The sequence below is a fragment of the Microbacterium testaceum genome (genome assembly GCF_001476655.1).
GTDB classification, from domain to species: Bacteria; Actinomycetota; Actinomycetes; order Actinomycetales; family Microbacteriaceae; genus Microbacterium; species Microbacterium testaceum_C.
Genome location: NZ_LDRT01000069.1, coordinates 1 through 26,406 on the forward strand (window position 1 = coordinate 1; position 26,406 = coordinate 26,406).

At 71.3% G+C, this 26,406-nt stretch carries 25 protein-coding genes and 1 riboswitch; of the genes, 16 read left to right on the plus strand and 9 right to left on the minus strand.

Features of this window, described 5'->3' with window-relative positions:
- From NS220_RS10745 to NS220_RS10755, 3 genes are all read right to left on the minus strand, one after another.
- Positions 1–689: DUF222 domain-containing protein (locus NS220_RS10745; RefSeq protein ID WP_153004254.1), on the minus strand; the 689-nt coding region annotated here is incomplete at its 3' end.
- Positions 690–1,008: 319 nt separating this feature from the next.
- Complete coding sequence (locus NS220_RS10750; protein WP_058624050.1) at positions 1,009–1,371, minus strand: GntR family transcriptional regulator; 363 nt, start codon at positions 1,369–1,371, stop codon at positions 1,009–1,011.
- Positions 1,371–2,960: a D-alanyl-D-alanine carboxypeptidase family protein gene (locus NS220_RS10755; RefSeq protein WP_242864596.1), complete on the minus strand. Its 1,590-nt coding sequence runs from the start codon at positions 2,958–2,960 to the stop codon at positions 1,371–1,373. The genes NS220_RS10750 and NS220_RS10755 overlap by 1 nt, the downstream gene beginning before the upstream one ends.
- Before the next feature lie 486 nt (positions 2,961–3,446).
- Positions 3,447–3,557: riboswitch (TPP riboswitch) on the plus strand.
- Between NS220_RS10755 and NS220_RS10760 the strand changes: the two genes are divergently transcribed.
- The 3 genes from NS220_RS10760 (at position 3,550) to NS220_RS10770 (ending at position 6,415) form a co-directional block, all read left to right on the plus strand.
- Positions 3,550–4,188: an ECF transporter S component gene (locus tag NS220_RS10760; RefSeq protein ID WP_058624051.1), complete on the plus strand. Its 639-nt coding sequence runs from the start codon at positions 3,550–3,552 to the stop codon at positions 4,186–4,188. Its footprint overlaps the riboswitch before it by 8 nt.
- On the plus strand, positions 4,188–5,636 hold the full coding sequence (locus tag NS220_RS10765; protein ID WP_058624052.1) for an ABC transporter ATP-binding protein: 1,449 nt from the start codon (positions 4,188–4,190) through the stop codon (positions 5,634–5,636). Before NS220_RS10760 ends, NS220_RS10765 begins: the two co-directional genes overlap by 1 nt.
- A complete protein-coding gene (locus NS220_RS10770) occupies positions 5,633–6,415 on the plus strand; it encodes an energy-coupling factor transporter transmembrane component T family protein (protein ID WP_058624053.1) in 783 nt (260 codons plus the stop codon). Before NS220_RS10765 ends, NS220_RS10770 begins: the two co-directional genes overlap by 4 nt.
- Before the next feature lie 39 nt (positions 6,416–6,454).
- Here the strand turns inward: NS220_RS10770 and NS220_RS10775 are convergent, their stop codons facing one another.
- The gene (locus NS220_RS10775) at positions 6,455–7,189 is read right to left on the minus strand and encodes an aminoglycoside 3'-phosphotransferase (protein ID WP_058624054.1); all 735 of its coding nucleotides are present in this window, start codon (positions 7,187–7,189) and stop codon (positions 6,455–6,457) included.
- A 158-nt stretch (positions 7,190–7,347) separates the two neighbouring features.
- Between NS220_RS10775 and NS220_RS10780 the strand changes: the two genes are divergently transcribed.
- From NS220_RS10780 to NS220_RS10795, 4 genes are read left to right on the plus strand one after another with little or no spacing between them, the layout of a single operon-like run.
- On the plus strand, positions 7,348–8,316 hold the full coding sequence (locus NS220_RS10780) for a hypothetical protein (protein WP_058624055.1): 969 nt from the start codon (positions 7,348–7,350) through the stop codon (positions 8,314–8,316).
- Positions 8,317–8,361: 45 nt separating this feature from the next.
- A complete protein-coding gene (locus NS220_RS10785) occupies positions 8,362–9,123 on the plus strand; it encodes an SDR family NAD(P)-dependent oxidoreductase (RefSeq protein ID WP_058624056.1) in 762 nt (253 codons plus the stop codon).
- Entirely contained in the window at positions 9,120–9,896 is a 777-nt protein-coding gene (locus NS220_RS10790; RefSeq protein WP_058624057.1) for an enoyl-CoA hydratase/isomerase family protein, read from the plus strand. Before NS220_RS10785 ends, NS220_RS10790 begins: the two co-directional genes overlap by 4 nt.
- Positions 9,893–10,723 (plus strand): SDR family oxidoreductase, encoded by an 831-nt coding sequence (locus tag NS220_RS10795; protein WP_058624058.1) that lies wholly within the window; start codon positions 9,893–9,895, stop codon positions 10,721–10,723. The genes NS220_RS10790 and NS220_RS10795 overlap by 4 nt, the downstream gene beginning before the upstream one ends.
- A 117-nt stretch (positions 10,724–10,840) precedes the next feature.
- Here the strand turns inward: NS220_RS10795 and NS220_RS10800 are convergent, their stop codons facing one another.
- Positions 10,841–11,518, minus strand: a complete 678-nt coding sequence (locus tag NS220_RS10800; protein WP_058624059.1) for a GntR family transcriptional regulator — start codon at positions 11,516–11,518, stop codon at positions 10,841–10,843.
- A 177-nt stretch (positions 11,519–11,695) separates the two neighbouring features.
- Here NS220_RS10800 and NS220_RS10805 point away from each other — a divergent pair, with 177 nt between their 5' ends.
- Genes NS220_RS10805 through NS220_RS10840 form a run of 8 tightly spaced genes read left to right on the plus strand, consistent with a single transcriptional unit; the run spans position 11,696 to position 19,817 of the window.
- Positions 11,696–13,270, plus strand: a complete 1,575-nt coding sequence (locus NS220_RS10805) for an ABC transporter substrate-binding protein (RefSeq protein WP_206543019.1) — start codon at positions 11,696–11,698, stop codon at positions 13,268–13,270.
- A 29-nt stretch (positions 13,271–13,299) separates the two neighbouring features.
- The gene (locus tag NS220_RS10810; RefSeq protein ID WP_058624061.1) at positions 13,300–14,187 is read left to right on the plus strand and encodes an ABC transporter permease; all 888 of its coding nucleotides are present in this window, start codon (positions 13,300–13,302) and stop codon (positions 14,185–14,187) included.
- A complete protein-coding gene (locus NS220_RS10815; RefSeq protein WP_242864597.1) occupies positions 14,153–15,145 on the plus strand; it encodes an ABC transporter permease in 993 nt (330 codons plus the stop codon). Before NS220_RS10810 ends, NS220_RS10815 begins: the two co-directional genes overlap by 35 nt.
- A complete protein-coding gene (locus NS220_RS10820; protein WP_058624062.1) occupies positions 15,142–16,080 on the plus strand; it encodes an ABC transporter ATP-binding protein in 939 nt (312 codons plus the stop codon). The genes NS220_RS10815 and NS220_RS10820 overlap by 4 nt, the downstream gene beginning before the upstream one ends.
- Positions 16,077–16,856: an ATP-binding cassette domain-containing protein gene (locus NS220_RS10825; RefSeq protein ID WP_058624063.1), complete on the plus strand. Its 780-nt coding sequence runs from the start codon at positions 16,077–16,079 to the stop codon at positions 16,854–16,856. The genes NS220_RS10820 and NS220_RS10825 overlap by 4 nt, the downstream gene beginning before the upstream one ends.
- On the plus strand, positions 16,853–18,187 hold the full coding sequence (locus NS220_RS10830) for a carboxylesterase family protein (protein ID WP_058624064.1): 1,335 nt from the start codon (positions 16,853–16,855) through the stop codon (positions 18,185–18,187). Before NS220_RS10825 ends, NS220_RS10830 begins: the two co-directional genes overlap by 4 nt.
- On the plus strand, positions 18,184–19,515 hold the full coding sequence (locus NS220_RS10835; RefSeq protein WP_058624065.1) for an acyclic terpene utilization AtuA family protein: 1,332 nt from the start codon (positions 18,184–18,186) through the stop codon (positions 19,513–19,515). The genes NS220_RS10830 and NS220_RS10835 overlap by 4 nt, the downstream gene beginning before the upstream one ends.
- Complete coding sequence (locus NS220_RS10840) at positions 19,512–19,817, plus strand: AtuA-related protein (protein ID WP_058624066.1); 306 nt, start codon at positions 19,512–19,514, stop codon at positions 19,815–19,817. The genes NS220_RS10835 and NS220_RS10840 overlap by 4 nt, the downstream gene beginning before the upstream one ends.
- Before the next feature lie 101 nt (positions 19,818–19,918).
- Here NS220_RS10840 and NS220_RS10845 read toward each other — a convergent pair whose 3' ends face one another.
- The 4 genes from NS220_RS10845 to NS220_RS10860 all read right to left on the minus strand — a co-directional run bounded on the left by NS220_RS10845 (position 19,919) and on the right by NS220_RS10860 (position 25,246).
- On the minus strand, positions 19,919–20,761 hold the full coding sequence (locus NS220_RS10845) for a Cof-type HAD-IIB family hydrolase (RefSeq protein ID WP_058624067.1): 843 nt from the start codon (positions 20,759–20,761) through the stop codon (positions 19,919–19,921).
- Between the two features lie 62 nt (positions 20,762–20,823).
- The gene (locus NS220_RS10850) at positions 20,824–22,239 is read right to left on the minus strand and encodes a glycoside hydrolase family 1 protein (protein WP_058624068.1); all 1,416 of its coding nucleotides are present in this window, start codon (positions 22,237–22,239) and stop codon (positions 20,824–20,826) included.
- A 17-nt stretch (positions 22,240–22,256) separates the two neighbouring features.
- Positions 22,257–24,116, minus strand: coding sequence for a beta-glucoside-specific PTS transporter subunit IIABC (locus NS220_RS10855; RefSeq protein WP_193755343.1), 1,860 nt, complete (start codon positions 24,114–24,116; stop codon positions 22,257–22,259).
- Between the two features lie 206 nt (positions 24,117–24,322).
- Positions 24,323–25,246 carry an AraC family transcriptional regulator gene (locus NS220_RS10860; protein ID WP_058624069.1) on the minus strand — a complete coding sequence of 308 codons (924 nt, stop codon included), beginning with the start codon at positions 25,244–25,246 and terminating at the stop codon, positions 24,323–24,325.
- Between the two features lie 162 nt (positions 25,247–25,408).
- On the opposite strand from NS220_RS10860, the gene NS220_RS10865 reads away from it, so the two are divergent.
- Positions 25,409–26,404 (plus strand): carbon-nitrogen hydrolase family protein, encoded by a 996-nt coding sequence (locus NS220_RS10865; protein WP_081323121.1) that lies wholly within the window; start codon positions 25,409–25,411, stop codon positions 26,402–26,404.
- The last annotated feature ends 2 nt before the right edge of the window (positions 26,405–26,406 follow it).

Sequence of the window (26,406 nt, forward strand, 5' to 3'; positions counted from 1 at the left end):
GCGGTGGTCGTGGCGGTGGCCGGGGTGTCGCCGCGGGTGTCGATGATCGTGCGGGCTTGCTGGGTGAGGCGGTCGTAGATGCCGACGGCGAGGACCGTCGGCAGCGTCGCGATGAGGTCGGACATCCCGTCGTGCCCGGTCACAACCCGGACACACCGAGTGTCGCGGCCGCGCTGGTGACGTTCGGTGATCGTCGTCGGCTGCAGGGTCTCGGCGAGCACGGCCAGGCGGGTGCGCAGCCGGCCGGGGCTGAGCCCCGCGGTGGCGGTGGTGACGGCGAGGGTGTCGAACTCGGCGCGGACCTCGGACGGGAGGGGCGTCCCGACCTCGAGGATGGTGTGCACGTGGGCGCGGGTGATCGCCCCTTCCTCCCACGCGGTCAGGGTCCCCGGGTAGTCGTCGACGAGGGTCATGGCGCGGGTGATCTGGGTCTGCACCGTGCGGTCGGAGCAGTGCTCGGCCGCGGCGATCTCGGACGCGACCTCCCGCAACGCCATCTCCGCGACCCGGGAGGACGAGGGCCGCTCCGCCATGACATCGAGGGCGAGGTGCCCTGCTTCGGCGAGAGCACGCGTGCGCGCCGCTTCTGCGGCGGCGACCGCGGCGCCGGTGCGGAGGACCTCTGCGAGCACCGCGGATAGGGCCCGCGGCCCGGGGCCCGGGGGTGTCGATGAGGCTTCCATGAACATGTGTGCATGCTAGCGAGGGGGTCCGACATCGACAGACCTCAGAGAGCCCCGCTGGGGACGAATCCGCACACCCCACGAATGTGCAGGAAAGGCCCTCGCACCTCGGCGCGCAGTCGCCGACGCCCCTCCCTGCTGACGCCCACCCGCCAGCCGCCGCTGCGCACCGTCAGCCCTCCGCTGCGCACCGTCAGCCGCCGACGCGTCCCGCCAACGCCCACCGTCACCGGCCGACGCGTCCCGCCAACGTCCACCGTCACCCGCCGGCGCCACCCGCCGACGCAACCCGCCGACGCAACCCGCCGCAACCCGCCGCGAGCCGTCAGCGATCGCCCAGCGCCGCCCGCACCAGCTCCAGCGCATCAACCGGCGCCACGCCCAGGCGGCGGACGGTGTCGGCGTAGATCCGGGCCGCCCGTGCCGCCTGCGCCGCCGCTGAATCCCGGCCGCGAACGACCGTTCCGGCGCGCCCACGGGTCTCGACGTAGCCCGCTTCCTCGAGCTCCTTGTACGCGCGGGCGACGGTGTTCGCCGCAAGCCCCAGGTCGGCCGCGAGCGTTCGCACCGGCGGGAGACGGGTTCCCGCGACCACCGAGGCATCGTCGATCGCGGCGATGATCTGCGCGCGCACCTGCTCGTACGGGGGCGCGGGGGAGGTGGCATCCACCCGGATATCGAGGCTCATCAGCCGTTCAGGCCGAACAGATCGAGGGGGTGCGTCAGGCGCCACCACGGGTCCGGTGGGTCGATCGTGCCCGACAGCTGCGCGTCGACCGTGTCGGTGTCGAGCGGGCCGATGACCGTGAGGGTGCCGACGGTGTCGCCGGACGTCCGCGAATCACCCAGGTCGAACCGCGTCGAGGTCTGAGCCACGGCGCTGTTCCACAGCACGACCGTGGCATCCGTTGTCGTGACGACATCGGCGTCCTGCCCCCAGAGCGTCTCGACCCGGCCGATCACCGTGCCCGCTGTCACCGAGGGGCGCGGCTGAAGCTCCTCCGCGATGCGCGCGTACAGGTCGCGGCTGGCCTGGTTGCGCTCGTCCGGCCCGGGCTGCCCGAGCACCGCGGCGTACGCGCGCACGGTTACCGTGCCGATGGTGAAGTCCTTCGCGGACAGGAGGTTCCACGCGTCGAGGGTCCCGGTCTTGACCCCCACCACGCCGGGATCGGCGAGCAGCGGGTTGCCGTTCTTGAACGACCCGGCACCGGGCAGGGTGAGCTCGGGCGTCCGCACGATCTCCGCGATGATCGGGTTGGCGAGCGCCTTCTCGGCGAGGGCGATGAGTGCCGCCGGGGTGGCCGTGTTGCCCGCCTCGATGCCCGTCGGGTTCACGATCGTGATGCCCGTGATCCCGCGCTCCGCCAGGTAGGCGTTCGCAGCGGCGGCGAAATCGGCGTTGGAGGGGAAGAGATCGGATGCCAGACGCTGGGCGTAGTTGTTCGCGGAGGCGATCAGCATGCCCTGGAGCATCTGCAGCTCGGTCAGGCTGCCGTCCACGGGCACGTCGAGGGACGACTCCCCGCGCGCCCGGTACTGCCAGTAGTCCGCGCTGTCGGCCTGGGTGAAGGAGTACGACGGTCCCTGCTCGCCTCGAGCGAGCGGGAGACGGTCGAGGACCACGAGGGCCGTCACGATCTTGGTGATGCTGGCGATCGACTCGGGGGCACTGGCCGACGAGGAGAGCTCCCCGGGCACGCCGTCGAGTGCGATCGCCGCCTCGCCCTGCGCCGGCCACGCGGGGTCGGCGGGTGGTGCCGCGGTGGGCTGGAGGGCCACGGAGCGCACGGTGGGCTGGACCGCCGACAGGGGCCACAGCAGCGTCGCGGCGGTGTACACGCCGACGAGAAGAACGAGCAGGACCGCCGGGATGACCGTCGCGGGACGAAAAGCTCTGCGACGACGACGCCCGGCGAGCAGGTCCGCGGGGCGACCGGTCGCTCCCGACACGACGAACGCGGGGGCTGGCCGCGGCGCACCGGCGGCATCGGGGTCGACCCACCCGAGCGCGCCGAGGGCCGCCGCGGTGGGATCCGCGGTGGCATCCGCCGGGGGATTCGACACGGCGGGAACGGATGCCGCAGCGGCGTCGGATTCCGGTGCGGGTGCCGTCGCCCCGGCCCGGGGCTGCACGGGCGCGGAGCCGGGTGCGGACGCCGCGGTGCCCGACTGCGCGGGGACGGGGCCGACGGGGGAGGACGCCGCGCCGGCGGGCTGCGCGGCCATGTTCGCCGCAGCGCCCGCACCGGGCGTCGCGGGCGCAGGTGCAGACACGTCATCCGAAGCCGGCGCCGTCGCTACCCCGCGCGGCTCGGGCCCGGTGGCGTCCGGAGCCGGAGCCGGAGCCGGAGCCGGAGCCGGAGCCGGAGCCGGCGCCGCAGTCGTCGTCGCCCGCGGCTCGAGCCCGCCGGCATCCGGAGTCGGTTCCGGAATCGTCGTCGCCCGCGGCTCGGGCTCGCTGGCGTCCGGAGTCGGTTGCGGAGTCGTCGTCGCTCGCGGCTCAGACCTGCCGGCACCCGGAGTCGTCGTCGCCCGCTGCTCGGGCCCGCTGGCATCCGGAGTCGGCTCCGCAGTCGCCCGGGTTTCCGCAGGCGAGGTCGCGATGGAATCGTCGCTCGCAGACGCGGTCTCGAGACCGGGATCGGCCGCGGAGGGCGTCGCCTCGACGGGCAGATCGGCGGAGTCGCGCGCGGCTCGCCGCGTGGCCGGAGTCTGCTCGTGCACCCGCCCACGCTACCCCGGGCGTCCCTCTATACTCGTCAGCACAACCACGGGAGTCCGGTGAGCCGGGCTGAGAGGAAGCGAATCCACGCTTCGACCGTCGAACCTGATCCGGATCATGCCGGCGCAGGGAGGAGAAGAAATGCACACGTCCACGTCTGCGCGCACGGCCCCGGCCGTCACCTCGACGAACCGCTACCGCTGGCGCGTCGTCGACATCGTCGTCGCCGCCGTCCTCGGCGTCGCGGTCGGCCTCGTCTTCTGGGGCTGGAACGCCGTCGGCGGACTCTGGTTCGCCGCGATGGACGGCCTGACGCCCGGCCTCGGCGGCATCGCGGTCGGCATCTGGCTGATCGGTGGTGTGATCGGCGGCCTGATCATCCGCAAGCCCGGCGCTGCGCTGCTCGTCGAGCTCATCGCGGCGGTCGTCTCGGCGCTCATCGGCAACATGTGGGGACCCTTGACCATCGTCTCGGGCCTCGCCCAGGGCCTCGGCGCCGAGCTGATCTTCCTCGCGTTCCTCTACCTGCGCTTCTCGCTCCCGGTCGCGATGCTCGCGGGCGTCGGCGCCGGTGTCGGCGCCTGGGTCAACGAGCTCTTCGTCGGCTCGTCGCCCAACATCGCCAAGACGGTCGAGTTCAACCTCACCTACCTCGGCACGCTCGTCGTCTCGGGTGCCCTCCTCGCGGGGCTGGTCGGGTGGCTGCTCGTGCGCGCGCTCGCCGCGACGGGAGCGCTCAGCCGATTCGCCGCCGGGCGGGAAGCGCGCCGCGACGTCTGATGCCGGCCCCCGCACGCGTCGACGTCGAGGGCTGGGGGTGGCGCTACGCCGGCCGCAGGCTCCCCGCCACGCGTGACGTCGACCTGACGATCGAGCCGGGCGAGCGGGTCCTCCTGCTCGGTGCCTCGGGAGCCGGGAAGTCGACGCTGCTCGCGGGCCTCGCCGGTCTTCTCGGCGGCAGCGACGAAGGGGAATCCACGGGGCGGATCCTCGTCGACGACCGCGCCCCCGAGGGCCAGCGCGGCCGCATCGGTCTCGTGCTCCAGGATCCCGAGGCGGGGATCGTGCTGTCGAAGGTCGGCGACGACGTGGCCTTCGGCTGCGAGAACCTCGGCGTGCCCGCGGCCGAGATCCCGGCGCGCGTCGCGGAGGCCGTGGCATCCGTGGGTCTGGCCGTGCCCCTCGATCGCCCGACCAAGGCGCTGTCGGGTGGGCAGAAGCAGCGTCTGGCGCTCGCGGGGGTGCTCGCGATGCGTCCGGGGCTCCTGCTGCTCGACGAGCCGACCGCCAACCTCGACCCCGAGGGCGTCGCCGAGGTGCGTGCGGCCGTGGAGCACGTCGCGCGCACCGACGGGACCACCGTCGTGCTGATCGAACATCGCACCGCGGTGTGGTCCGACCTGATGACCCGCGTGGTCGTGCTCGCGCCGGGCGGGGGAGTGCTCGCCGACGGTCCGCCTGACCGGGTCTTCGCCCAGCACGGTGACGCGCTCGCGGCGGCGGGAGTCTGGGTGCCGGGGCGTCCGGTCGAGCTCCCGGTGCTGCCGCCGCTGGAGATCCCGGATGCCGCGCTGTCGACGTCGGCGCTGTCGATCGGGCGCGAGAAACGCACGATCGTCGCCGCGGACCTCGCCCTGGCCGTTCCGCGCGGGGCCGGAACGGTGATCACCGGACCCAACGGGGCGGGCAAGTCGACCCTCGCCCTGACTCTCGCCGGGCTCCTGCCGGAACTGTCGGGTGAGGTGGTCGCCGCGGAGGCCCTCGCGGCCCGCGGCATGCGTCGTCCGTCGCGCTGGCGCTCGACCGAGTTGCTCACGCGCATCGGCACGGTCTTCCAGGAGCCGGAGCACCAGTTCCTCGCGTCGACCCTCCGCGATGAGCTCGCCGTGGGACCGAGGGCTCTGCGGATGCCGGCGGCCGAGGTCGACGCGATCGTCGACGAACTCCTCGAGCGGTTGGACCTGGCCCCCCTGGCCCAGGCGAACCCCTTCACCCTGTCGGGCGGGCAGAAACGGCGACTGTCGGTCGCGACGGTGCTCGCGGCCTCGCCCGAGGTGATCGTGCTCGACGAGCCGACGTTCGGGCAGGATCGGCGCGGGTGGAGCGAGCTCGTGGGTCTGCTGCAGCGCGAGATCGCGCGCGGGCGGACCGTCGTCGCGGTGACCCACGACGCCGACGTCGTGCGGCACCTGGGCCAGCACCGCATCGCGCTCGGAGCCGTGGCGTGACCGCCGTGGACACCGCTTCGCGCACCGCGTGGCTCGACGGGGTCAACCCGGTGACGAAGGTCGTGATGGTGGTGGTGCTGGCGCTGCCGCTCCTGGTCACGGTGGACGCGGTGAGCGCGGTCACGGCCCTCGCGCTCGAGCTGCTGTGCGTGCCGGTGACGGGCCTGGCGTATCGGGTCGTGGGGAAGCGGCTGGTGCCGGTGCTGTTGTTCGCGCCGATCGCGGCGGTGAGCATGTTGCTGTACGCGCGGCCCGGGGGGACCGTCTACGGGACCTTCCTCTTCGCGACGATCAGCGACGATTCTCTCGCGCTGTCGTTCGCGGTGCTGCTGCGCGTCGTCGCGCTCGCGTTGCCGATGATCCTGCTCTTCGCTCGGACAGACCCGACCGACCTCGCCGACGCCCTGGCGCAGGTCGCGAAACTGCCGAGCCGCTTCGTGCTCGGGGTGCTGGCGGGGGCGCGGACGGTCGGGCTGTTCGTCGACGACTGGCGCACGATGACCCTCGCCCGGCGCGCTCGCGGACTCGGTGATCGGGGGGCGCTCCGCCGCTTCTTCTCGATGGCGTTCGTGCTGCTGGTCTTCGCGGTGCGCCGGGGAACGACGCTCGCCACCGCGATGGAGGCGCGCGGCTTCGGCGCCGATGTCGAGCGGACGTGGTCACGCCCCTCGACCCTGTCGGGCCGGGATGCCGTCGCCCTCGCTGGCTCCCTCGCCCTCGTCGCCGTGGCGCTCACGGCCGCCCTGGTGTCGGGGGCGTTCCGCGTGGTGGGCACGTAGGCCGCGGCCCGGGCGCCGCGGCCTCGAGTCACGCGGGCGTCAGGTCTCGTTCCAGAGCGCCCGGTAGAACGCCAGGCGGGTGGCATCCGGAGCCACTCCGTAAGCGGCGAGGAGCGGTTCCTCCCAGCCGGGGCCGTAGTTCCATTCCGTCGACATCGTCGCCACCGCGATGTCGGCCCAGCGGTCCGCGACCCCGAGCGCGCCGAAGTCGACGTGCCCTGCCCATTCGCCGTCGTCGCCGACGAGCGTGTTCGGCGCGCACGCATCGCCATGGCAGACGACGAGTCGGTCGATCGGCGGGGCTTGGTGCCGTTCGACGGGCACCCGGATGCCGCGGGCCGCGGCGTTCGCGAGACGGTCGGGCACCGTCCACGAGAACGGACACTCCGCCACCGGCAACGCGTCGTGGAGCGCGCGCAGCCCTCGGCCCACCGCTCGGACGGCCCGGGCGGGGTCGGCGATCCACCGGGGGTCGACCGCGGAGAGTCCCGGCGTCGCAGCGGTCACGAGCCATTCGTGCGTGGCATCCCGGCCTTCTTCGAGCACTCGCGGGACGGGGGTGAACGCGCCCGCCCAGCGCAGGCGTTCCGCCTCGGCGCTCATCGAGGTCTCGGCATTGCGCGGACCGTACTTCACGAACCGGATGCCGTCCGCCCCCGTCGCTCGGAACGTCAGTCCGCCAATGGCGTTGCGCCAGACCGGCTCGAGAACGGCGTCGCCGGCGAGCTCTCGCACACGGAGCGGGACCGGCTCGGAGGCCGCGGGAATGGTCACCGCTCGATCTTCTCCCCGTTTCCGCCGCCCGGGAAGCTCCGTGCGTCGGGGAGGGTCGTGAGGGTCGCGTGCTCCGGCGGTCCGAGGCGCCCTGCGCGGAGGGGCGGAAGGAGGAGGGCGCGGGGAGGGGACAGGCACAATGGAAAGTCGGGGGTGTCATGGAACTGTCGCTGGGGATGCTCGCGGTGAGCGTCGCGGTGGCCGCGGCGGTGCTGTTCGCCGCGCTGCCGCGAATCGGCACGCCGGGGGCGATGACGTTGTTCCTGCGCTATGCCGCGGTGTCGGGTGTGTCGGCGGTGGGCTCGAGCGCGATGTACTTCATCTACACCGCGGGCGACGGCATCATCGCCCTCGTGCTCGGTGACGTCGCGATGGTGCTCGCTCCCGCGCTGCTGCTCGTGGCTCTGCGGGTACTCGAGGGGCGGAGAGCCCGACGCTGGGCGATCGCCAGCCTCTTCCTGGCCCTGGTGACGGCGGCCGTGACCGCGACGGTCCCTCTCCCGACGTCTCTGGCGGTGAAGATCCTCCTCATCACCGTGCCGTGCACGCTGTGCGCGCTCGCGGCGGCGCGCTCGCGCCTCGAGCCGGGCTGGCCGATGCGCCTGATCCTGGTCGCGAACGCCGTCTACGCCGCGTACTCGGCGGCGCGCGTCGCGGTGGGGGCCACGGCGGGGTGGGAGTCGTCGCTGTACGACCTCGGGTTCTCGTTCGGCCCGGCGACCTTCGCCGGATCCCTCGCCATCGTGGCGATCGGTGTCGCGGTCGTTCGCGTTCGAATCGGTCCGCGCGCCGCGGCGGCCTCCGCCGACTGCCCGGTGGGGCGCTCGGTCGTCGTGGGGGACTGGCCGCTGGCATCCGCGGCCTACGGGCAGGAGCGCATGCGGGCGATGGTGGCCGAGCTGCAGAGCGCGGCGCGGTCGTTCGATGAGGGTGCGCGAGACCTTCCCCGCGGCGTGGAGATCTCGATGCCGGACGCCGTCGCGAAACTCGGCGATCGCCTGCGCGACCTGTACGACTGGAAGCCGGACGAGATCGCGCTGCTGGTCGACGGGGCGACGACGGACGCCGTCCGCACGCACCCGCGGCGGCCGGGACGCCGACGCGCGCGAGGAGAGGTGCGAACCTGAGTCCCGGGTAGGGTGGTACTGAGTTTCTGCTTCGAAGGAGAACGCATGGATATCTCAGGAGTCGCGGCCCTCGTCACCGGTGGCGCTTCGGGTCTGGGTCTCGCCACCGCGCGCCGCCTCGCCGCAGCCGGCGCGCGTGTCACGATCGTCGACCTGCCCTCGTCTCCGGGCGCGTCGGTCGCCGACGAGCTCGGCGGGGCCTTCGCCCCGGCCGACGTCACGGATGCCGCGCAGATCGCGTCCGCCGCGGCGCTCGCCGCTGAGGCCGGTCCGCTGCGGGTCGTGGTCAACTGCGCCGGCATCGCCCCACCCGCCAAGGTGCTCGACCGCGAGGGTGCTCCCTCGCCGCTCGCCGACTTCGAACGGGTGATCCGCGTCAACCTCATCGGCACGTACAACGTCATCGCGCAGACCTCGGCCGTCATGGCGAAGACCGATCCCGCCGACGGGGGCGACCGCGGGGTCATCGTCAACACCGCGAGCGTCGCGGCCTTCGACGGACAGATCGGTCAGCCCGCGTACTCCGCGAGCAAAGGCGGCGTCCACGCGATGACCCTCCCGATCGCCCGCGAGCTCGCGCGCCACGGCATCCGGGTCGTGACCATCGCCCCGGGCATCATGGAGACGCCCATGCTCAAGGGCCTGCCGCAGGCGGCTCAAGACTCCCTCGGGCAACAGGTGCCGTATCCCTCGCGCCTCGGAGCGCCCGACGAGTACGCGCGGCTCGTGCTCGCCATCGTCGACAACGGCTACCTCAACGGCGAGACGATCCGCCTCGACGGCGCGATCCGGATGGCGCCGAAATGACCGACGGCATCCTGCTCCACGTCGAGGGAGGGCTCGCCCGCGTGACCTTCGATCGCCCCGCGTCACTGAACGCGATGGACTTCCCGATGGCCCGCCGCTGGCGCGCCGTCGCGCACGAGGTCACCTCCGACTCCTCGGTCGGAGCGGTGATCCTGGATGCCAACGGCCCCGCGTTCTGCGCCGGCGGCGACGTGGTCGCCATGTCGACGAGCGGGTCGTCCGGGGCCGAGGTCACCGAGACCGCCGAGGCGATCCACGACGGCATCCGCACCTTCGCCGAGGCACCGCTGCCGATGGTCGCCGCGGTGCAGGGGGCCGTGGCGGGCGGGGGGCTCGGGCTCATGCTCACCGCCGACTACGTCGTCGCGAGCGAGAACGCGCGCTTCGTCAGCCGGTACGCGAACATCGGGCTGACTCCCGACCTGGGCGTCTCGACGCTGCTGCCCGCCGCGATCGGCCAGCGCCGCGCCCTGCAGCTGCTGTTGCAGGACCGCATGCTCTCGGCCGACGAGGCGCGCGAGTGGGGTCTCGTGGCCGAGGTCGTGGCATCCGCCGATCTGGTCTCGCGGGTCGACGAGATCGCGCGCTTCTGGCTCGACGGGGCGACCGCCGCCTTCGGGCAGGCGACGCGTCTCGTGCGGGTCGGGGCCGGCCGCACGTTCCCCGAGAACCTCGACGACGAGGCCGCCACGATCGGCGCCGCCTTCGACACCCCCGAGGCGAAGGCGCGGGTCGCTGCGTTCGCCGCGGCCTCCGCGAAAGGACGCTCGTGACGCTCGCCGGAAAGACCATCCTCATGTCGGGCGGGAGCCGCGGCATCGGCCTCGCGATCGCGCTGCGCGCCGCGCGCGACGGCGCGAACATCGCGATGCTCGCCAAGACCGACACCCCGCACCCCAAGCTCGAGGGCACCGTGCACACCGCGGCGGAGGCGATCCGGGCGGCGGGCGGGCAGGCGCTGCCCATCGTCGGCGACGTGCGGGACGAGGCATCCATCACCGAAGCCGTGATGCGCACGGTCGGGGAGTTCGGCGGCATCGACGTCGTCGTCAACAACGCCAGCGTGATCGACCTCTCGGGCTCACTCGAGCTCGCGACGAAGAAGTACGACCTCATGCAGGACGTCAACGTGCGCGGCACGTTCCTGCTTTCTCGCGCGGCGATCCCTCAGCTGAAGGATGCCGAGAACCCGCACATTCTCTCGCTCTCGCCGCCGCTGAACGTGACGCCGAAGTGGCTCGGCGCGCACACCGGGTACAGCCTCGCGAAGTTCGGCATGACGATGGCGACGCTCGGCCTCGCGTCGGAGTTCGCCGGCGACGGAATCGCGGCGAACACCCTGTGGCCGCGCACGACGATCGCGACCGCGGCCGTGCAGAACGTGATCGGCGGCGACCGCCTCATGCGGGTGTCGCGCACGCCCGAGATCTACGCGGACGCCGCGTACGAGGTGCTCACGTCCCCGTCGCGGGAGCGGACCGGGCAGACGCTCATCGTCGAGGACGTGCTCGAGGCAGCCGGAGTCACGGACTTCTCGGGGTACGCGGCCGTGCCGGGGACGCCGGACGCGGCGATGTACCCGGACATCTTCTTGGACTGAGGTTCGGAGCGGGTTCCGGTCCCTTCGGCAGGCTCAAGGACCGGGGGTGCGTGCGCGGGGTTATCGCGCGGGGAGCGGTGGCTGAGCTCGTCGAAGCCACCGCGGAAGAGTCGGGCGTCAGCTCTCGCCGCGGAACAGTGCGAGCGGGTCGAGGTCGTCCTCGCCCTCGGACAGTGCGTGCGCCACGCGGTTCTTCGCGCTGACCAGGTGCGTGCGCAGCAGTTCCGCCAGGCGCGCGCCGTCGCCGTCGCGGATGGCGGCGAGCATCTCGCGATGCTCCTCGTCGGCCTGGCCTCGACCGCCGAGATGATCGATGTTCTCCTGGGAGTACGGCTGCACCGCGGCCAGGAGCCCGCGAAGGATCTCCGCCGTCCGGGGGCGTCCCGCCGCGTCGTAGAGGCGCGAGTGGAACTCGAAGTTCGCGCGCATCCACCGGCCGACGTCGTCCGAGGATTCCATCTCGGCGACCCGTGACTCCAGCGCCGTGATCTCGCCGCGCGAGATGCGGCGAACGATGTCGTCGGCGATCGTCGGCTCGAGCAGGAGCCGCAGTTCGTAGAGCTCATCGAGCTCGTCGCGATCGAGCGTGCGGACCGAGGCACCCCCGCCGGGCGTCATCTCGATCACGCCCTCGGTCGCGAGGATGCGAAGGGCCTCGCGCACGGGGCTGCGGCTGACGTCGAACCGTCGGGCGAGGTCCTCTTGCACGAGCGCCGCACCCGGGGGGATGACCTTCTCGCGGATGGCCAAGGCGATCCGCGAAGCGATCACCTCGGGGCTCATCGATGCCGCCACTTTGCCTCCTCGTTCGGTCGCGGACGCCGTCACCCGTTCGTTCGAGGATAGGGGCGAGCGCGTTGCGTATCCATTGGATCCAGTGTATACAGTGGATACGCGTTCCCCCGACGCGGCATCCCGAACCCCGACGATGGAGTTTCTGCAATGAGGCACGATGTTCGACCGAACCGGCGCGTGCGCCGGCTGATCCCGCTCGCCGCGCTCGCGGCGGCATCCGCCCTCGTCCTCTCGGGCTGCGGTGCCGACGGCACCACCAGCACCGGGAGCATCTCGGACGGCGGCGAACCGCAGGCCGGCGGCACCCTGACCGTGGCCCTGTCCGCGACGCCGTCGATCATCGACCCGTTCGCGACGAGCCTGCAGGCCGACTGGGTCATCGCTCGTCAGGTCTGCGAGCCGCTCTTCGACGTCTCGACCTCGTTCGAGGTCGGCCCCGTGCTGGCGAAGGATCTCGTCGACAACGGGGGCGGCAGCTACACGCTGACCCTGCGGGACGGCGTGACCTTCCAGGACGGCGAGCCGTTCACCTCGGCCGACGTGATCGCGAGTCTCAACCGCTACTTCCTCACCCCGGGCAACGGCTCGATCCTGAAGTCGCTCACCACCTCGATCGACGCCGTCGACGACACGACCCTCACGATCACGCTGAACACGCCGAGCCCCCTGCTCCCGACGCTCCTCACGACCGCGTACATGATGCCCGCGAGCATCGTGAAGGACCGCCCGATCACCGACGCCGTCTCCGATCTCGTGTGCACCGGTCCCTACAAGCTCACCAGCTACGCGGCCGACGGTGATGTCGTCCTCGACCGCTGGGACGGCTACAAGAAGCTCGACACCCCCGGCGACGGCGGGCTCGGCGCGAAGAACGCGTACGCCGACCAGATCGTCTTCACCCCGATGCCCGAGGCGTCCACGCGCCGCCAGGCGACCGAGGCCGGTCAGGTCGACATCGGCGGCTCGCTGTCGTACGACGACTACGACTCCGTCAGCAGCGGCGGGGTGGCCCAAGCCGTCCTGCTCAGCCCGACCTCGGGCTCGACCGTCGTGTTCAACAAGGCGCAGGGCATCATGTCGAACGTCTCCATGCGGCAGGCGTTCCTCGCCGCGCTGAACATGGACGACATCATGCTCGCCGCCTTCGGCAACCCCGAGTTCTACTCGGTCGACGGCAGCATCATCCCCGAGGTGAACAGCACCTGGGCGACCGACGCCGGGACCGAGAACTACAACAAGCCCGACCTCGACCGCGTGAAGAAGCTCCTCGACGAGGCCGGCTACACGGGCGAGCCGATCCGCTGGCTCACCACCAAGGAGGACCCCTCCTGGTACGGCCCGTCGCTTCCGGCTCAGCAGCAGCTGAAGGAAGCCGGCATCAACATCGACCTGCAGGTCATCGACCGCGCGAGCGTCATCCAGCGGCGCACCGACCCGACGGCCTTCGACCTGTTCTCGTCCGGCATCCCGACCTACGCCGATCCGGTGCTGCTGCCGTACCTGCAGCAGACCTTCCCCGGAACCTGGGTCTCGCCCGATCGCGACGCACTGCTGGCGACGCTGTCGACCGAGTCGGACCCCGCCGCCCGCAAAGCGACCTGGGAGCAGCTGCAGACCCTCGTGTACGAAGACCTGCCGTTCCTGAAGTTCGGAACGTCGCGCCCGCTGCTCATCACCGCCAACCGCGTGCACACCGAGCACCCCGACGAACTGGCCGGCTGGTACTACAACACCTGGCTCGACCAGTCCTGACCCCGCTCCACCCCCGACAAGGATCCCCCATGTCCGAGATGACCGTCCCCACGACGACGTCGATCGAAGCGGCGGCCGCGCGCACCGTGCGACCACGACTGTGGCGTCGACTCCTGCACCGACCGATCGCCGTGGTGGCGCTCATCCTCCTTCTCGTGATGGCGGGGGCGGCTCTGCTCGCCCCCGTCCTCGCGGGGGATCCCAACGCCTTCGTCGCCGTCGAACGGCTGCGCCCGCCCTCGGCGACGCACATCTTCGGCACCGACAACCTCGGACGTGACGTGTACTCGCGCACCGTGTTCGGGGCGCAGGCATCGCTCACGGTCGGCGTCGTCACGGCCGTCATCACGACCGCGATCGGTGTGGTCCTCGGCATCCTGGCCGGCATGTTCCGCTGGTTCGACGCGGTCGTCATGCGCATCGTCGACGGCGTGATGTCGTTCCCGATCATCGTGCTCGCGCTGGCGATGACGGCGATCCTCGGGCCCGGGCTCGGGACCGTGATTCTCGCGATGACGATCGTATTCGTCCCGGGCATGACCCGCGTGGTGCGCAGCTCGGCGCTCGTCGCGAGCGAACTGCCGATGGTCGACTCCGCCCGGGCGATCGGCGCCGGCAGCATCCGCATCTTCTGGCGGTACATCCTCCCGCAGGCGACGACCCCGGTGCTCGTGCAGGCGGCCATCACCTTCACCACCGCCGTGCTCGTCGAGTCCGCGCTGAGCTTCATCGGCGCGGGGCTCCCGCCGAACGTGCCGAGCTGGGGAGCGTCGCTGTCGGAGGCCCGCAGCTATCTCACCTCGGCGGTGTGGATGTGGGGCTTCCCGGGGCTCGCACTGATTCTCACGGTCCTCGCCATGAACATCGTCATCGACAACGTCCGTGACATCCTCGACCCGCGCGCCGGAGGCCGCTGACATGCTCCGCTATCTCGCGCAGCGCCTCCTCGCGCTGCTGCCCACCGTGGCCGTGCCCCTGGTGCTGGTCTTCCTCCTGCTGCGTCTCGCCCCGGGCGACCCGGCCGCCATCCTGTTGGGCGACTCCGCGACGCCCGACCAGGTCGCCGCCCTCCGTGAGCAGCTGGGCCTGAACGCTCCCCTGTGGGAGCAGTTCGGCCGCTTCCTCGGCGACGTGGTCACCCTCCGCCTCGGTGACAGTCTCTTCCTCGGCAAGCCCGTGGTCGCCGTCATCCCCGACTACGCCCTCGTGACCCTCGAGATCAGCGTGATCGCGCTGATCGTGGCGCTCGTGCTCGGCATCGGGCTGGGTGCTCTCGCGGCGTTCCGCAACGGGCGCCCCGCCGGCCGCGTGGCCACGGCCCTCGGCATCATCGGCATCTCGGTGCCGCAGTTCGTCGTCGCGCTGATCCTGATCGTCGTGTTCGCCGCCTGGCTGCACTGGTTCAACGTGGGCGGCTTCGTGCCGATGTCGAAGGGGTTCTGGCCGCACCTGCGCTCGATCACCCTCCCGGCTCTGTCGCTCGGGATCGCCGAGTCGGCGTTCGTGGCCCGGATCACCCGCGGCGCGATCCTCGACGTCGTCCGCGAGCCGTTCGTCACGACCGCTCGCTCGCTCGGGGTCGCCCCGCGACGCATCGGCGCGGTGCACATCGTGCGCGTCGCCGCCCTGCCGATCATGACCGTCGCCGGACTGCTGGTGGCGAGCCTGCTGTCGGGCAGCGCCGTCGTCGAGACGATCTTCGGCGTTCCGGGGATGGGCCGCCTGCTCCTGGATGCCGTCGGGCGTCGGGACTACTCGCTGGTGCAGGGCATCGTGCTGTTCACCGGCCTCTTCGTGATCATCGTCAATCTCTTGGTCGATCTGTCGTATTCCGTCGTCGACCCGCGCGTCCGTCTCGGGAGGAAGAGCGCATGAGCGCCCCACTGCTGCAGGTCTCCGGCCTCTCCATCACCGCCGACACCGCGGGCGGACCCTACGACGCCGTGCGGTCGGTCGACTTCGACCTGGACCGCGGGCGAGCGCTGGCCGTCGTCGGCGAGTCCGGCAGCGGCAAGTCGCTGACCGCTCTCGCGATCGCCGGGCTCCTCGGTGAGAAGCTCACGCCCCGCGGTTCGGTCCGCTTCGACGGCCGCGAGCTGATCGGCATGGGCGCCGCGGACCGCCGCGCGATGGCCGGTCGGCGCATCGGCTTCGTCTTCCAGGAGCCGATGTCGTCCCTGCATCCCATCCTCACCGTCGGGCAGCAGCTCGAGGAGGGCCTGCGCGCCCACTTCGACATGAATCGGCGCCAGCGCGCCGACCGGGTGCGCGAGCTCCTCGACATCGTGGGCCTCGGCAAGGCGCGCGACATCCGCGGCGACCGCATCGGCCAGCTCTCGGGCGGCATGCGCCAGCGCGTCATGATCGCGATGGCCATCTCGTGCGAGCCCGAGCTCGTGATCGCCGACGAGCCCACCACGGCGCTCGACGTCACCCTCCAGCGTCAGGTGATCGACCTGCTGGGCTCCCTGCGCGAGCGGCTGGGCCTCGCGCTCATGCTCATCACCCATGACCTCGGAGTCGTCGCCGAGACGTGCGACGAGGCCGTCGTCATGTACGGAGGACAGGTCGTCGAGAGCGGCCCGACCGCGACGCTCCTCCACGACCCGGCACACGATTACACGCGGGCCCTGCTGATGTCGATCCCGGTGCTCGGCGACGATCGCCCGCGCCTGCCGACCGTGGCATCCATCGCCCCGTGGCTGCGCGATGCGCGACAGGATGCCGCCGACCTCCGCCCCGTCACCGAACTCGTCACGGTCGCCCCCGGTCACCGGGTGCGGCGAGAAGCAGAAGGAGTCGCGGCATGACCGCCCTGCTCGAGGTCGAGGACCTCACGAAGACCTTCCACGTCTCGCGCCGCCGACAGGTCACAGCCGTGAAGGGCGTGTCGTTCCAGATCGAGAAGGGGCGCACGTACGGCCTGGTCGGGGAGTCGGGCAGCGGCAAGTCGACCGTCGCGCGCATGATCGCCCGGCTGACCGAGCCCACCTCGGGCACCGTCCGCTTCGACGGTGTCGACGTCACCCGACTCGACAGGGCGGCGCGCCAGCAGTACCGGCGCGACGTGCAGATCGTCTTCCAGGACCCGTTCGGCGCGCTGAACCCGCGCATGACGGTCGCCGACCTCATCATGGAGCCGCTGCAGGTGCACCGGCGCGGCACGGCGAAAGACCAGCGCGACCGTGCGCGAGAACTCGTCGACCACGTCGGCCTCGGCACGGCCGCGCTCGAGAAGAAGCCCGTCGACTTCTCGGGCGGTCAGCGCCAGCGCATCATGATCGCGCGCGCCCTCGCCCTGCAACCGCGGCTCATCGTCGCGGACGAGCCGGTGTCGGCGCTCGACGTGTCGGTGCAGGCGCAGGTGCTCAATCTGCTCAAGGACCTGCAGGAGGCGTTCGGACTCTCCTACCTCTTCATCTCGCACGACCTGTCGGTGGTGGAGTTCATCTCCGACCGCATCGGCGTCATGTACCTCGGCGACCTCGTCGAAGAGGGGGACAAGCGCGACATCTACGCGCACCCGACCCAGGACTACACGCGGTCGCTCATCGACGCGATCCCGACCATCGAGGGGCGACCGTGAGCGCCGCGATCGATTCCTGGCGGGGCGTGCGATTCGCGACGCTCGTGCACCCGTTCGCGGCCCCGGTCCTGACCGACCCGGTGGCACCGGCCAGGCCGGGCGGGCACTTCGGCCCCGCCCCCATCCAGGCTCCCGTCGCCGGTTTCGACCTGCCGGCCGGGCAATCGGCGACCGACTGTCTGACCCTCAACGTCTGGGCGCCCCGCGGGGTGGAGTCCGCTCCCGTCGCGGTGTGGCTGTTCGGCGGGGGCTTCGAGATGGGCACTGCCTCGACGCCGGTCTTCGACGGCGCTTCCCTCGCCGCCGCAGCCCAGAGCGTCGTCGTGACCCTCAACTACCGCGTCGGCGCCTTCGGCTTCGGCGCCTTCGCGCAGCGCGGTGGCGAACTCTCTGCCGCGCACGACCTGGGCGTGCAGGACGTCTGCGCCGCCCTGCGGTGGATCGCCGCCGCGGTGCCCTCGTTCGGGGGCGACGCCTCTCGTCTGACGCTCGTCGGGCAGAGCGCGGGTGCCTTCCTCGCCGCCGCCGCCGCGGTGGCACCGGGCGTCCCGCGACCGCGAGCCCTCGCGTGCTTCTCGGGTGGCGCGTCACGCGTCATCGCCGCGGACGACGCGACACGATTCGGCGAGGCGATCCTCGACCAGCTCGACACGCCGCACCTGATCGACCTCGACCCCGAGACGGTTCTCGCGGCCCAGGCCGCGGTCGCCCCGCGCGACCTCGGCGTACGCAACGGCGTCCGACCGGTCGGCTTCGGCGTCGCGATCGATGGGGGGAGCCCGGATGCCGTCGTCCCCCGCCATCCCCTGGATGCCGTGCGCGACGGTCTCCTGCGCGACACCTTCGTGCTCGCCGCCGCCGGTACCGACGAGATGGAGGGCTTCGGTCCAGGTGCGGTGCCCGACCTGGAAGGGCCGCTCGCGGAAGCGGTGCACACGTTGACCGGTGCCGCACCCGAGGGTGTCGTCGACGCGTACGGCCGCGAAGACCCGACCGCGGCGTGGCGACACCTGCTCGGCGACTACATCTACCGGCTGCCGGCCGCGCGGCTCGTCGCGGCGCAGCGCGCCACGGGCGGAGGTGCCGCGTACCTCGAGGTCGGCCGCGAGGGCGATGAACCGGGCGGTCACGGCGCGGAGCTGGCCGGGATCTTCGCGCGCGGCGACGATGCGCGCTCGCGCGCGATCCAGGAGATTCTCGTGACGCTCATCCGTGACGGACGCGTGGACGGCGGGGCGCTCGACGCCGCCCTCGTCGCGGGCGTCGTGCCCGCGGCATCCATCGCTCCCGACGACCTCGTCTCGATCTGGCAGGGGGTGGCCCGACCGTGAGCACCTACCGCATCGGTGCCGGGAGCGGCTTCGCCGGGGACCGTTTCGAACCCGCGGAGATCCTCGCCGCGCGCGGTGACCTCGATGCCCTCGTGTTCGAGTGTCTCGCCGAGCGCACCATCGGCCTCGCGCAGCAGCGCGCCGCGACCTCGGCGGGAGCCGGCTTCGACCGCGTGTTCCTCGACCGTCTCGCCGGCGTGCTGCCGCACCTGTCCCCACGTACTCGCGTGCTGACCAACGCCGGAGCCGCCGACCCCGTCGGTCTCGCGCGCGCGGTCGTCGACCTGCTCGCGGCGCACGCTCGGGGAGCGGGACGCCGGGTGGCGGCGGTCGTCGGCGACGACGTCACGGCGGCGATCCCCGCGGACGCGCGCATCACCGGCACCGACCTGACCATCGGCGATCTCGGCGACCGCCTGGTATCGGCCAACGCCTACATCGGTGCCGGAGCCGCGATGCGCGCGCTCGAGAACGGCGCGGACGTGGTGATCACCGGCCGCATGGGCGATGCGGCCCTCTTCGCCGCGCCCGTCGCCGTGCACCACGGCTGGAACGACGCCTCGCCCGACGAGATGGCCGCCCCCACCCTGGTGGGCCACTTGCTCGAGTGCGCGGGGCAGCTCACGGGCGGGTACTTCGCCGACGGCGGCCGCAAAGTCGTGCCGGGGCTGGCGACGCTGGGCTTCCCCTTCGCGGACGTCGCCGCCGACGGGGTCGCCGAGTTCGGCAAGGCCGCGGGCACCGGCGGGCTCATCTCGCGCGCGACCGTGCTCGAGCAACTGCTCTACGAGATCGACGACCCCGGTCGGTACAAGACCCCGGATGCCACTCTCGACCTCGGCGACGTGCGCATCGACGAGGTGGGGCCGGACCGCGTGCGCGTGTCCGCTGCCTCCGCAGAGGGACGGCCCGAGCAGCTCAAGGTGAGCGTCGGCGTCCGCGACGGGTTCCTCGCGGTGGGAAGCATCGCCTACGCGGGCCGAGGGGCGCGCGAGCGCGCCGAGCTGGCGCTGCGGATCGTGCGCGAGCGGTGGGAGGCGGTGCACGGCCGCGATCCGGGGGAGGTTCGTGCGGACCTGCAGGGCTACAACTCCCTGCGGCCCTGGCACGAGCCGTCCGGCGAGCCGGCCGAGGTGCGAGCACGGCTCTCTCTGCGCACCTTCGACCGCACGGCGGCGGCCCTGTTGCACCGTGAGGTCGAGGCGCTCTACACGAACGGTCCCGCCGGCGGCGGCGGTGCCGACCTCAGCCTGAAGGAGACGGTGGGGATCGTGTCGACCTTCATCGACCGCGATCGGGTCGAACCCCGAGTGGAGATGGTGTCATGACGACCCTCGGCGATCTGGCTCACGCCCGCGCGGGAGACAAGGGCGACACCTCGATCCTGGTCGTCGCGCCGTACGAACGGGACGATTACGCGCGCCTCGACGACACGCTCCGACCCGACCGCGTCGCCGCGCACTTCGGTGTCGACGCCGCACACGTCACGATCCACCCGGTGCCGCGTCTCGGCGCGTTCACCGTCGTGGTGCGGGGCCGTCTCGACGGGGGTGTGACACGTTCGCGCGCCGCGGATCCCCACGGCAAGACCCTGTCGGGCCACCTGCTCGACCTGGTCGTGGAGGGGTAGTCCCGCCCTCCCCACCGATAAACGCCGATCGTGCCGAGACACGCTGTGACGCCGCGTGTTTCGGCAGGATCGGCGTTTATCGACGGCCTGGCCCCGGCGCGTCAGATCAGGCCCAGCTCCGCGAAGGCGTTGTGCACGCCGTCCTCGAGCACCGACGTCGTGACGCGCCCGGCCAGCTTCTGCAGCTCGGGCGCCGCGTTGCCCATGGCGACGGGGGTTCCGACGACCTCGAACATCTCGACGTCGTTCCAGCTGTCGCCGATGCCGATGGCATCCGTCGCCGGCAAGCCCAGCTGGGCGAGGACGGACGTGATCGCGGACCCCTTGGTCACACCGGCCTGGCCGATCTCGCCGTTCGATCCGCCCGGCAGCGGAATGGACCCGGGGATGACGTGGAAGCCGTCGCCGAGCTCGGCGGCCGCGTGCGCGACCGTGTCGATCGAGGGGCTGACGAACACGGCCTTGGCGACCGCGTCGCGATCGACCTCGGCGACGGGGCGTGGCTCCTTCCACAGCGGCTCTTCCGCGGTGAGCCCCTCGGCCGCGAGCTGAGCGGCCCGCTCGGCGTGGCGCTCCCGACGGTAGGCCGACATCACGGGCCCCATACCCTCGCTCGCGAAGACGCCTCCGTGCGTCTGGAGGAAGTAGTGGATGCCGTGGGCCTCGAAGTACCGCTCGAGAAGCTCGACATCGGCGCGGGGCATCGGCTGCTCGACCAGCGTCTCCTCGCCCCGGGTCGCGTAGGCCCCGCCGTTGGTGATCGCGCCGTCGAACCCGATCGCGAGGACGTCGGGGTGGACGTCGCCGGCCGAACGGCCGGTGCTCAGCCACACGAGGTGCCCGTTCGCGCGGGCCTGGCGGATCGCGGTCACGGTCGAGGGGGCGATCAGCGAGCCGTGCTCGAGGATCGTGCCGTCGACGTCGAGGAAGGCGATGCGGGTCATGGTGCACTCCAAGGGGATCGGCCCCGGGTCGCGAGGACCCGGGGCCGGTCCGGTCAGGGGGATCAGCGCGAAAGCGACGCGCCGTTGGTTCGGATGACGTCGGCGTACCAGTGGAACGACTTCTTCCGGTGACGATCGAGCGTCCCGGTTCCGTCGTCGCCTCGGTCGACGTAGATGAAACCGTATCGCTTGCTCAGCTGCGCGGTGCTGGCGCTGACGATGTCGATGCAGCCCCACGACGTGTAACCGAGCACCTCGACGCCGTCTTCGATCGCCTCGCCGACCTGCACGAGGTGGTCGTTGAGGTACGCGATGCGGTAGTCGTCGATCACCGTCTTCTCGCCGTCGACCTCGACGAGCTGGTCGCGCGCGCCCAGGCCGTTCTCGACGATGAAGAGCGGCTTCTGCCAGCGGTCCCAGAACTGGTTGAGCACGAGGCGCAAGCCCACCGGGTCGATCTGCCAGCCCCACTCGCTCGCGGGCAGCGTGGGGTTCTGCACCCCGCCCATGATGTTGCCCTCGCCCTCGGACCGCTTCGCCGGGTCGGCGGTCTCGGCGATCGACATGTAGTAGCTGAACGAGACGAAGTCGACGGTATTCGTCAGGTCGTCGCGATCCTCGTCGGTGATGTCGAGCTCGATGCCCTTCTCGCGGAGCGTCCGCAGGAAGTACCCGGGGTATGCGCCACGGGTGTGGACGTCTCCGTAGACGAGGTTGCCGTGGTCGGCATCCATCACCGCGAGAGCGTCGTCGGGCGACGGGGTGAGCGGGTAGACCGGCATCGAGAGCACCATGCAGCCGACCTTCGCCTCGGGAGCCACCTCGCGGGCGATGCGCGTGGCGCGGGCGGATGCCACGAGCTCGTGGTGCATCGCCTGGTACAGCTCGCCCTCGGGAACGCCGCCCTCGGGGATCGGGATGCCGCCGCTCATGAAGGGCGCGTGCAGCAGAGAGTTGATCTCGTTGAAGGTCAGCCAGTACTTCACGCGCGAGCCGTACCGCTCGAACAGCGTGCGGGCGTAGCGCTCGTAGAAGCCGATCAGCTCGCGGTTGGTCCAGCCGCCGTACTGCTCCGCCAGGTGCAGCGGCGTCTCGTAGTGCGAGATCGTGACGAGCGGCTCGATGCCGTGCTTCTCGAGTTCGTCGAGCACGCGGTCGTAGAACGCCAGGCCCGCCTCGTTGGGCTCGGTCTCATCGCCCTTCGGGAAGATGCGGCTCCACGCGATCGAGAAGCGGTAGACGCCGAAGCCCATCTCGGCGAACAGCGCGATGTCCTCCGCGTAGCGGTGGTAGTGGTCGATGCCGACGAGCTTGAGGTTGTCGGGCGTGGGCTCCGCGCTGCGGGGGCCCGAGATGCCCTTCGGCATCACGTCCTGCACCGAGAGGCCCTTGCCGTCTTCGTCGTACGCGCCCTCGACCTGGTTCGCGGCGGTCGCACCGCCCCAGAGGAAGCCGTCGGGGAAGGGGGTGTTGCTCATGCGGAGGTCTCCAGGGATCAGCGGGTGGCGGACAGGGAGTCGACGGACACGGCGCGGAACAGCGTCTCGCCGTGCGAGAGGGGTCCGGATGCCGCGTCGGCGACGTCGGGGTACAGGTCACCGTTCGTGACGATGACCGGGGTGATGAGGTCGTAGCCGGCGCGCTCGATGGCATCGCCGTCGAACTCGAGCAGCAGGTCGCCGGCCTTCACCTCGGTGCCGGACTGCACCTTCAGCGTGAAGTGCTCGCCCCCGAGCTTGACGGTGTCGAGACCGACGTGGATCAGCAGCTCCACCCCGTCGACACCGCGCAGACCGATGGCGTGACCGGTCGGGAACGCGGCGACGACGGTGCCGTCGAAGGGGGCGTAGACCGCGCCCGACGTGGGCCGGATCGCGACGCCCTTGCCGAGCGAGGCGTCGGCGAAGGCGGCATCCGGAACCTCGGCGAGCGGCACGACGGTGCCGTCGACCGGGCTCAGCACGACGGTGTCGGTCGCCGCGGCGGGAGCCGCGGGAGCGGCGTCGTCGACCGGGTCCTTGAAGCCGACGATGACGGTGAGGACGAACGGCACGATGATCGCGACCGCGAGACCGATGCCGAGCATGACCATGTTGCCGTTGCCGAGCAGCGCCGGGAGGGCGAGACCGGAGGGGACGACGAACGCCTTCGAGAAGACCCCGCCCATGGCGATCAGGGCACCGCCGAGCGCGCCGCCGACGATGCCGAAGGCGAAGGGGCGCTTGAGCGGGAGGTTGATGCCGTAGATCGCGGGCTCGGTGATGCCGGCGAGGAAGCCCGACAGGGTCGCCGGGGCGGCGAGCGAGCGGAGGTTCTTGTTGCGCGAGCGCACGAGGACGCCGGCCACGGCAGCGGCCTGGGCGAGGACGGCGGCGAACACGGGGCCGATGAGGAGCATCTGCCCGGTGGTCTGCAGCTCGAGCTGGAACAGCGGCACGAGACCCCAGTGCAGACCGAAGATCACGAAGACCTGCCACAGGCCGCCCATGATCGCGCCACCCAGCCACGGCACGGTCGCGAAGACCCAGCTGATGGCCGCCGCGAGGCCGCCGCCGATGAGGCTCGAGAGCGGGCCGATCGCGAGGAAGACCAGCGGAACCGCGATCGCGACCACGATCATCGGCGTGAGGAAGCGCTTCACCGCGCCGGGCAGCACCTTGAGCAGGAACCGCTCGGCGTAGCTCTGCAGCCACACGATCACGATGATCGGGATGACGCTCGAGACGTAGCTGACCATCGTCACCGGGATGCCGAAGAAGGTGATGTCCGGCTGGCCGTTCAGCGCCACGATGCTCGGGTAGACCAGCGCGCCCGCGATCGCGAAGGAGGTGAACTCCGACGCCTTGAAGTAGCGCGCCGCGGTGATCGCGAGGGCCATCGGGAGGAAGTTGATCAGTGCGTCGGAGAGGGCGTTGAGGATGACGTAGGTGGAGCTCGTGGCATCCAGCCAACCGAAGGTGACCGCCGCGGCGACGAACGCCTTCAGCAGACCCGTGCCGGCGAGGGCCCAGAGGATCGGCGTGAAGATCGACGAGATCATCTTGATGAAGCGGTTGAAGAGATTGCCCTTGGGGCCTTCGTCGCCGCCCTCGGAGCCTGCGCCGCCGAGCTTCGTCTGCGCCTGGATCGCCGCGTAGACGTCGGGGACGTCGTTGCCGATGACGACCTGGTACTGGCCCCCGGCCTGCGCCGTGGTGATCACCCCGGGCGTGGCCCGGAGGGCGGTGGCATCCGCCTTGCTCTCGTCTTTGAGCACGAACCGCAACCGCGTCGCGCAGTGCACGAGCGAGGTGATGTTGCTCTCTCCGCCGACGCCGGCCACAACCGCCGTCGCTGTCTTCGCGTGATCCACCATCGGAATCCGCCTGCCTTTCGCCGCTCCTGTGCGGCCTCATCGAGATATTCGGGCGACGCTCCGGGTGTTTCGGGCAATAAAAAAGACCCGAATCCGTTCATCGCTCGAAAGCGTGTGGATTCAGGTCTTGCCCGCTCGCGCGGTAACAATCCGGAAATCGTCGGCAGGGTGTGACGCCTGCGTCGGTGACTATAGCACGCCGGAAATCAGGAATGGCGCGATCGTTCGCGTTGGGCCGCTCGGAACTGCGTGGGACTCTGCCCGACTTCGCGTCGGAACGTGCGTGCGAACACGGTCGGATCGGGGATGCCGCACCTCACGGCGACATCCGGCACCGGCAGCGCTGTCTCCCGCAAAAGCGTGCGGGCCCGAGCGGTGCGGAGAGTGCGAACGAGGGCGGCGGCACGCTCACTGCGCTCGGCGAAGACCTGGTGGACGGTGCGGACCGAGACCCCGTGGAGGTCGGCGATGGCCGGCACGCCGAGGAGCGGATCGTCGAGGTTCTCGGCGATCGTGCGACGGAACGAGGCGTAGAGCGCGTCGTGCGACAGCCCGGGCGCGCCGCGACGGCCCTCCCGTCGCAGCGCGGCGACGAGCAACTCCGTGGCGACGCGGAGCGTGCGGCCCTCGTCCTCGAAGAGGGGAGCGCCGCCGAACTGCGAGCGGACGAGCCTGCTCGCCGTGCGCAGCGCCGCATTCGAGCGGGTCGACATCGCGCGGGCGGAGAGCGCGGACAGTGCCGATGTCGGCATCCCGAGCCAGTCCGTCGGCACCTGGAGCACGATCAGATCGGACGGTCCGGGGAACAGGAGTTCGTACGGCGACCGAGTGAGGTAGAGGACGCCGTCGCCCGGAGCGACCACGGCCTGCCGATCGTTCTGGTCGACGAGATTGCGCCCGCCGTACTGGAAACTGAAAAGAGCGAGATCATCTGCTGGGGCCGACGTGGTCGTCGGGTCCCTCAGGACGCGGCACGCACCGGAACGCACCGACGACATCGCCGCCCTTGCGCGGCCCCGATGATCGAGGTGCGCGGTGAAAGCGCCGTCGGCGGTGACGCGGAGGGGCACGAACGCGGCGCTCGACAGGGCCTCCCACTCCGAGACCGACGCCGCCGTTCGCCGCACCATGGGTTCATCCTGCTCCTCGACGCGGGCGGAGAGAAGCGCTCGCGTGACGATCCTGTTTCGTCGCCCTCGATCTGCAGAAAGTGCACGATCTCGCGCACGATTCGCCTTCGGCGCGGCCGGGGCGGCTCGTACTGTCGGCTCACCTACTACCGAGGAGATCCCATGACCGTTCGCGTCGCCGCCGTCCAAGCCGAGCCGGGCTGGTTCGATCTGGAAGCCACCGTCGACAAGACCATCGACCTCATCGCCGAGGCCGCCGCCCACGGGGCGGAGATCGTCGCGTTCCCCGAGACGTGGCTTCCGGGGTATCCGATCTTCCTCTGGGCGTACCCGATCCCCGAGCAGATCCCCTCCATCGCCCGTTATCACGCCGCCTCGCCGAGCATCGATGGTCCCGAGATCGCCCGTATCCGCGAGGCCGCCGCCGCCCACGGCCTCACCGTGGTGCTGGGGCTGAGCGAGCAGGACCACGGCTCGCTGTACATGGCGCAGCTGATCATCGGACCGACCGGCGACATCCTCCTGCACCGGCGCAAGCTCAAGCCCACGCACGCCGAGCGGACCCTGTTCGGCGAGGGCGACGGCGGCGACCTCGAGGTCATCGAGACCGCGCACGCGCGGCTGGGTGCCCTCAACTGCTGGGAGCACCTGCAGCCCCTCGTGAAATTCGCGATGTACGCGCAGCACGAGCAGATCCACGTGGCGGGATGGCCGTGCTTCGGGATCTTCGGGGAGCACCCGTCGCTCGGCTGGGAGCCTTCGATGGCGGTGAGCCGCACGTACGCGCTCGAGGGTGGGGCCTTCGTCGTGGTCTCGACACAGATCCTGAGCTCGGAGGGCGCGCAGAACTTCCTCGTGAACGGAGCCCCCTCGCCGATCATCGACCTCGGCGGCGGGTACGCGCGAATCTACGGTCCTGACGGGTCGCTGCTCACCGAGGCTCTCGACCCCGGGACCGAGGGGCTCGTCTACGCCGATCTCGATCTGCGGGCCATCGACATCGCGAAGAAGTTCGCCGACCCGGTGGGCCACTACAGCCGGCCCGACGTGTTCTCGCTCACCGTCGATCGCACGGCCCGCACCCCCGCGACCTTGACCGGCGCGACCGCGGTGCCCGGCGAGGAGCGCGACCTCGCCCCGATCGTCGTGGGCGACTGAGG

What these genes read in the sequence shown, in the direction of transcription:
- NS220_RS10790 (WP_058624057.1), top strand. Translation starts at nt 9,120, where the DNA reads ATGACCGACGGCATCCTGCTCCACGTCGAGGGAGGGCTCGCCCGCGTG.
- NS220_RS10865 (WP_081323121.1), top strand. Translation starts at nt 25,409, where the DNA reads ATGACCGTTCGCGTCGCCGCCGTCCAAGCCGAGCCGGGCTGGTTCGAT.
- NS220_RS10820 (WP_058624062.1), top strand. Translation starts at nt 15,142, where the DNA reads ATGAGCGCCCCACTGCTGCAGGTCTCCGGCCTCTCCATCACCGCCGAC.
- NS220_RS10840 (WP_058624066.1), top strand. Translation starts at nt 19,512, where the DNA reads ATGACGACCCTCGGCGATCTGGCTCACGCCCGCGCGGGAGACAAGGGC.
- NS220_RS10760 (WP_058624051.1), top strand. Translation starts at nt 3,550, where the DNA reads ATGCACACGTCCACGTCTGCGCGCACGGCCCCGGCCGTCACCTCGACG.
- NS220_RS10765 (WP_058624052.1), top strand. Translation starts at nt 4,188, where the DNA reads ATGCCGGCCCCCGCACGCGTCGACGTCGAGGGCTGGGGGTGGCGCTAC.
- NS220_RS10785 (WP_058624056.1), top strand. Translation starts at nt 8,362, where the DNA reads ATGGATATCTCAGGAGTCGCGGCCCTCGTCACCGGTGGCGCTTCGGGT.
- NS220_RS10810 (WP_058624061.1), top strand. Translation starts at nt 13,300, where the DNA reads ATGTCCGAGATGACCGTCCCCACGACGACGTCGATCGAAGCGGCGGCC.
- NS220_RS10855 (WP_193755343.1), bottom strand. Translation starts at nt 24,116, where the DNA reads ATGGTGGATCACGCGAAGACAGCGACGGCGGTTGTGGCCGGCGTCGGC.
- NS220_RS10825 (WP_058624063.1), top strand. Translation starts at nt 16,077, where the DNA reads ATGACCGCCCTGCTCGAGGTCGAGGACCTCACGAAGACCTTCCACGTC.
- NS220_RS10860 (WP_058624069.1), bottom strand. Translation starts at nt 25,246, where the DNA reads ATGGTGCGGCGAACGGCGGCGTCGGTCTCGGAGTGGGAGGCCCTGTCG.
- NS220_RS10750 (WP_058624050.1), bottom strand. Translation starts at nt 1,371, where the DNA reads ATGAGCCTCGATATCCGGGTGGATGCCACCTCCCCCGCGCCCCCGTAC.
- NS220_RS10845 (WP_058624067.1), bottom strand. Translation starts at nt 20,761, where the DNA reads ATGACCCGCATCGCCTTCCTCGACGTCGACGGCACGATCCTCGAGCAC.
- NS220_RS10780 (WP_058624055.1), top strand. Translation starts at nt 7,348, where the DNA reads ATGGAACTGTCGCTGGGGATGCTCGCGGTGAGCGTCGCGGTGGCCGCG.
- NS220_RS10850 (WP_058624068.1), bottom strand. Translation starts at nt 22,239, where the DNA reads ATGAGCAACACCCCCTTCCCCGACGGCTTCCTCTGGGGCGGTGCGACC.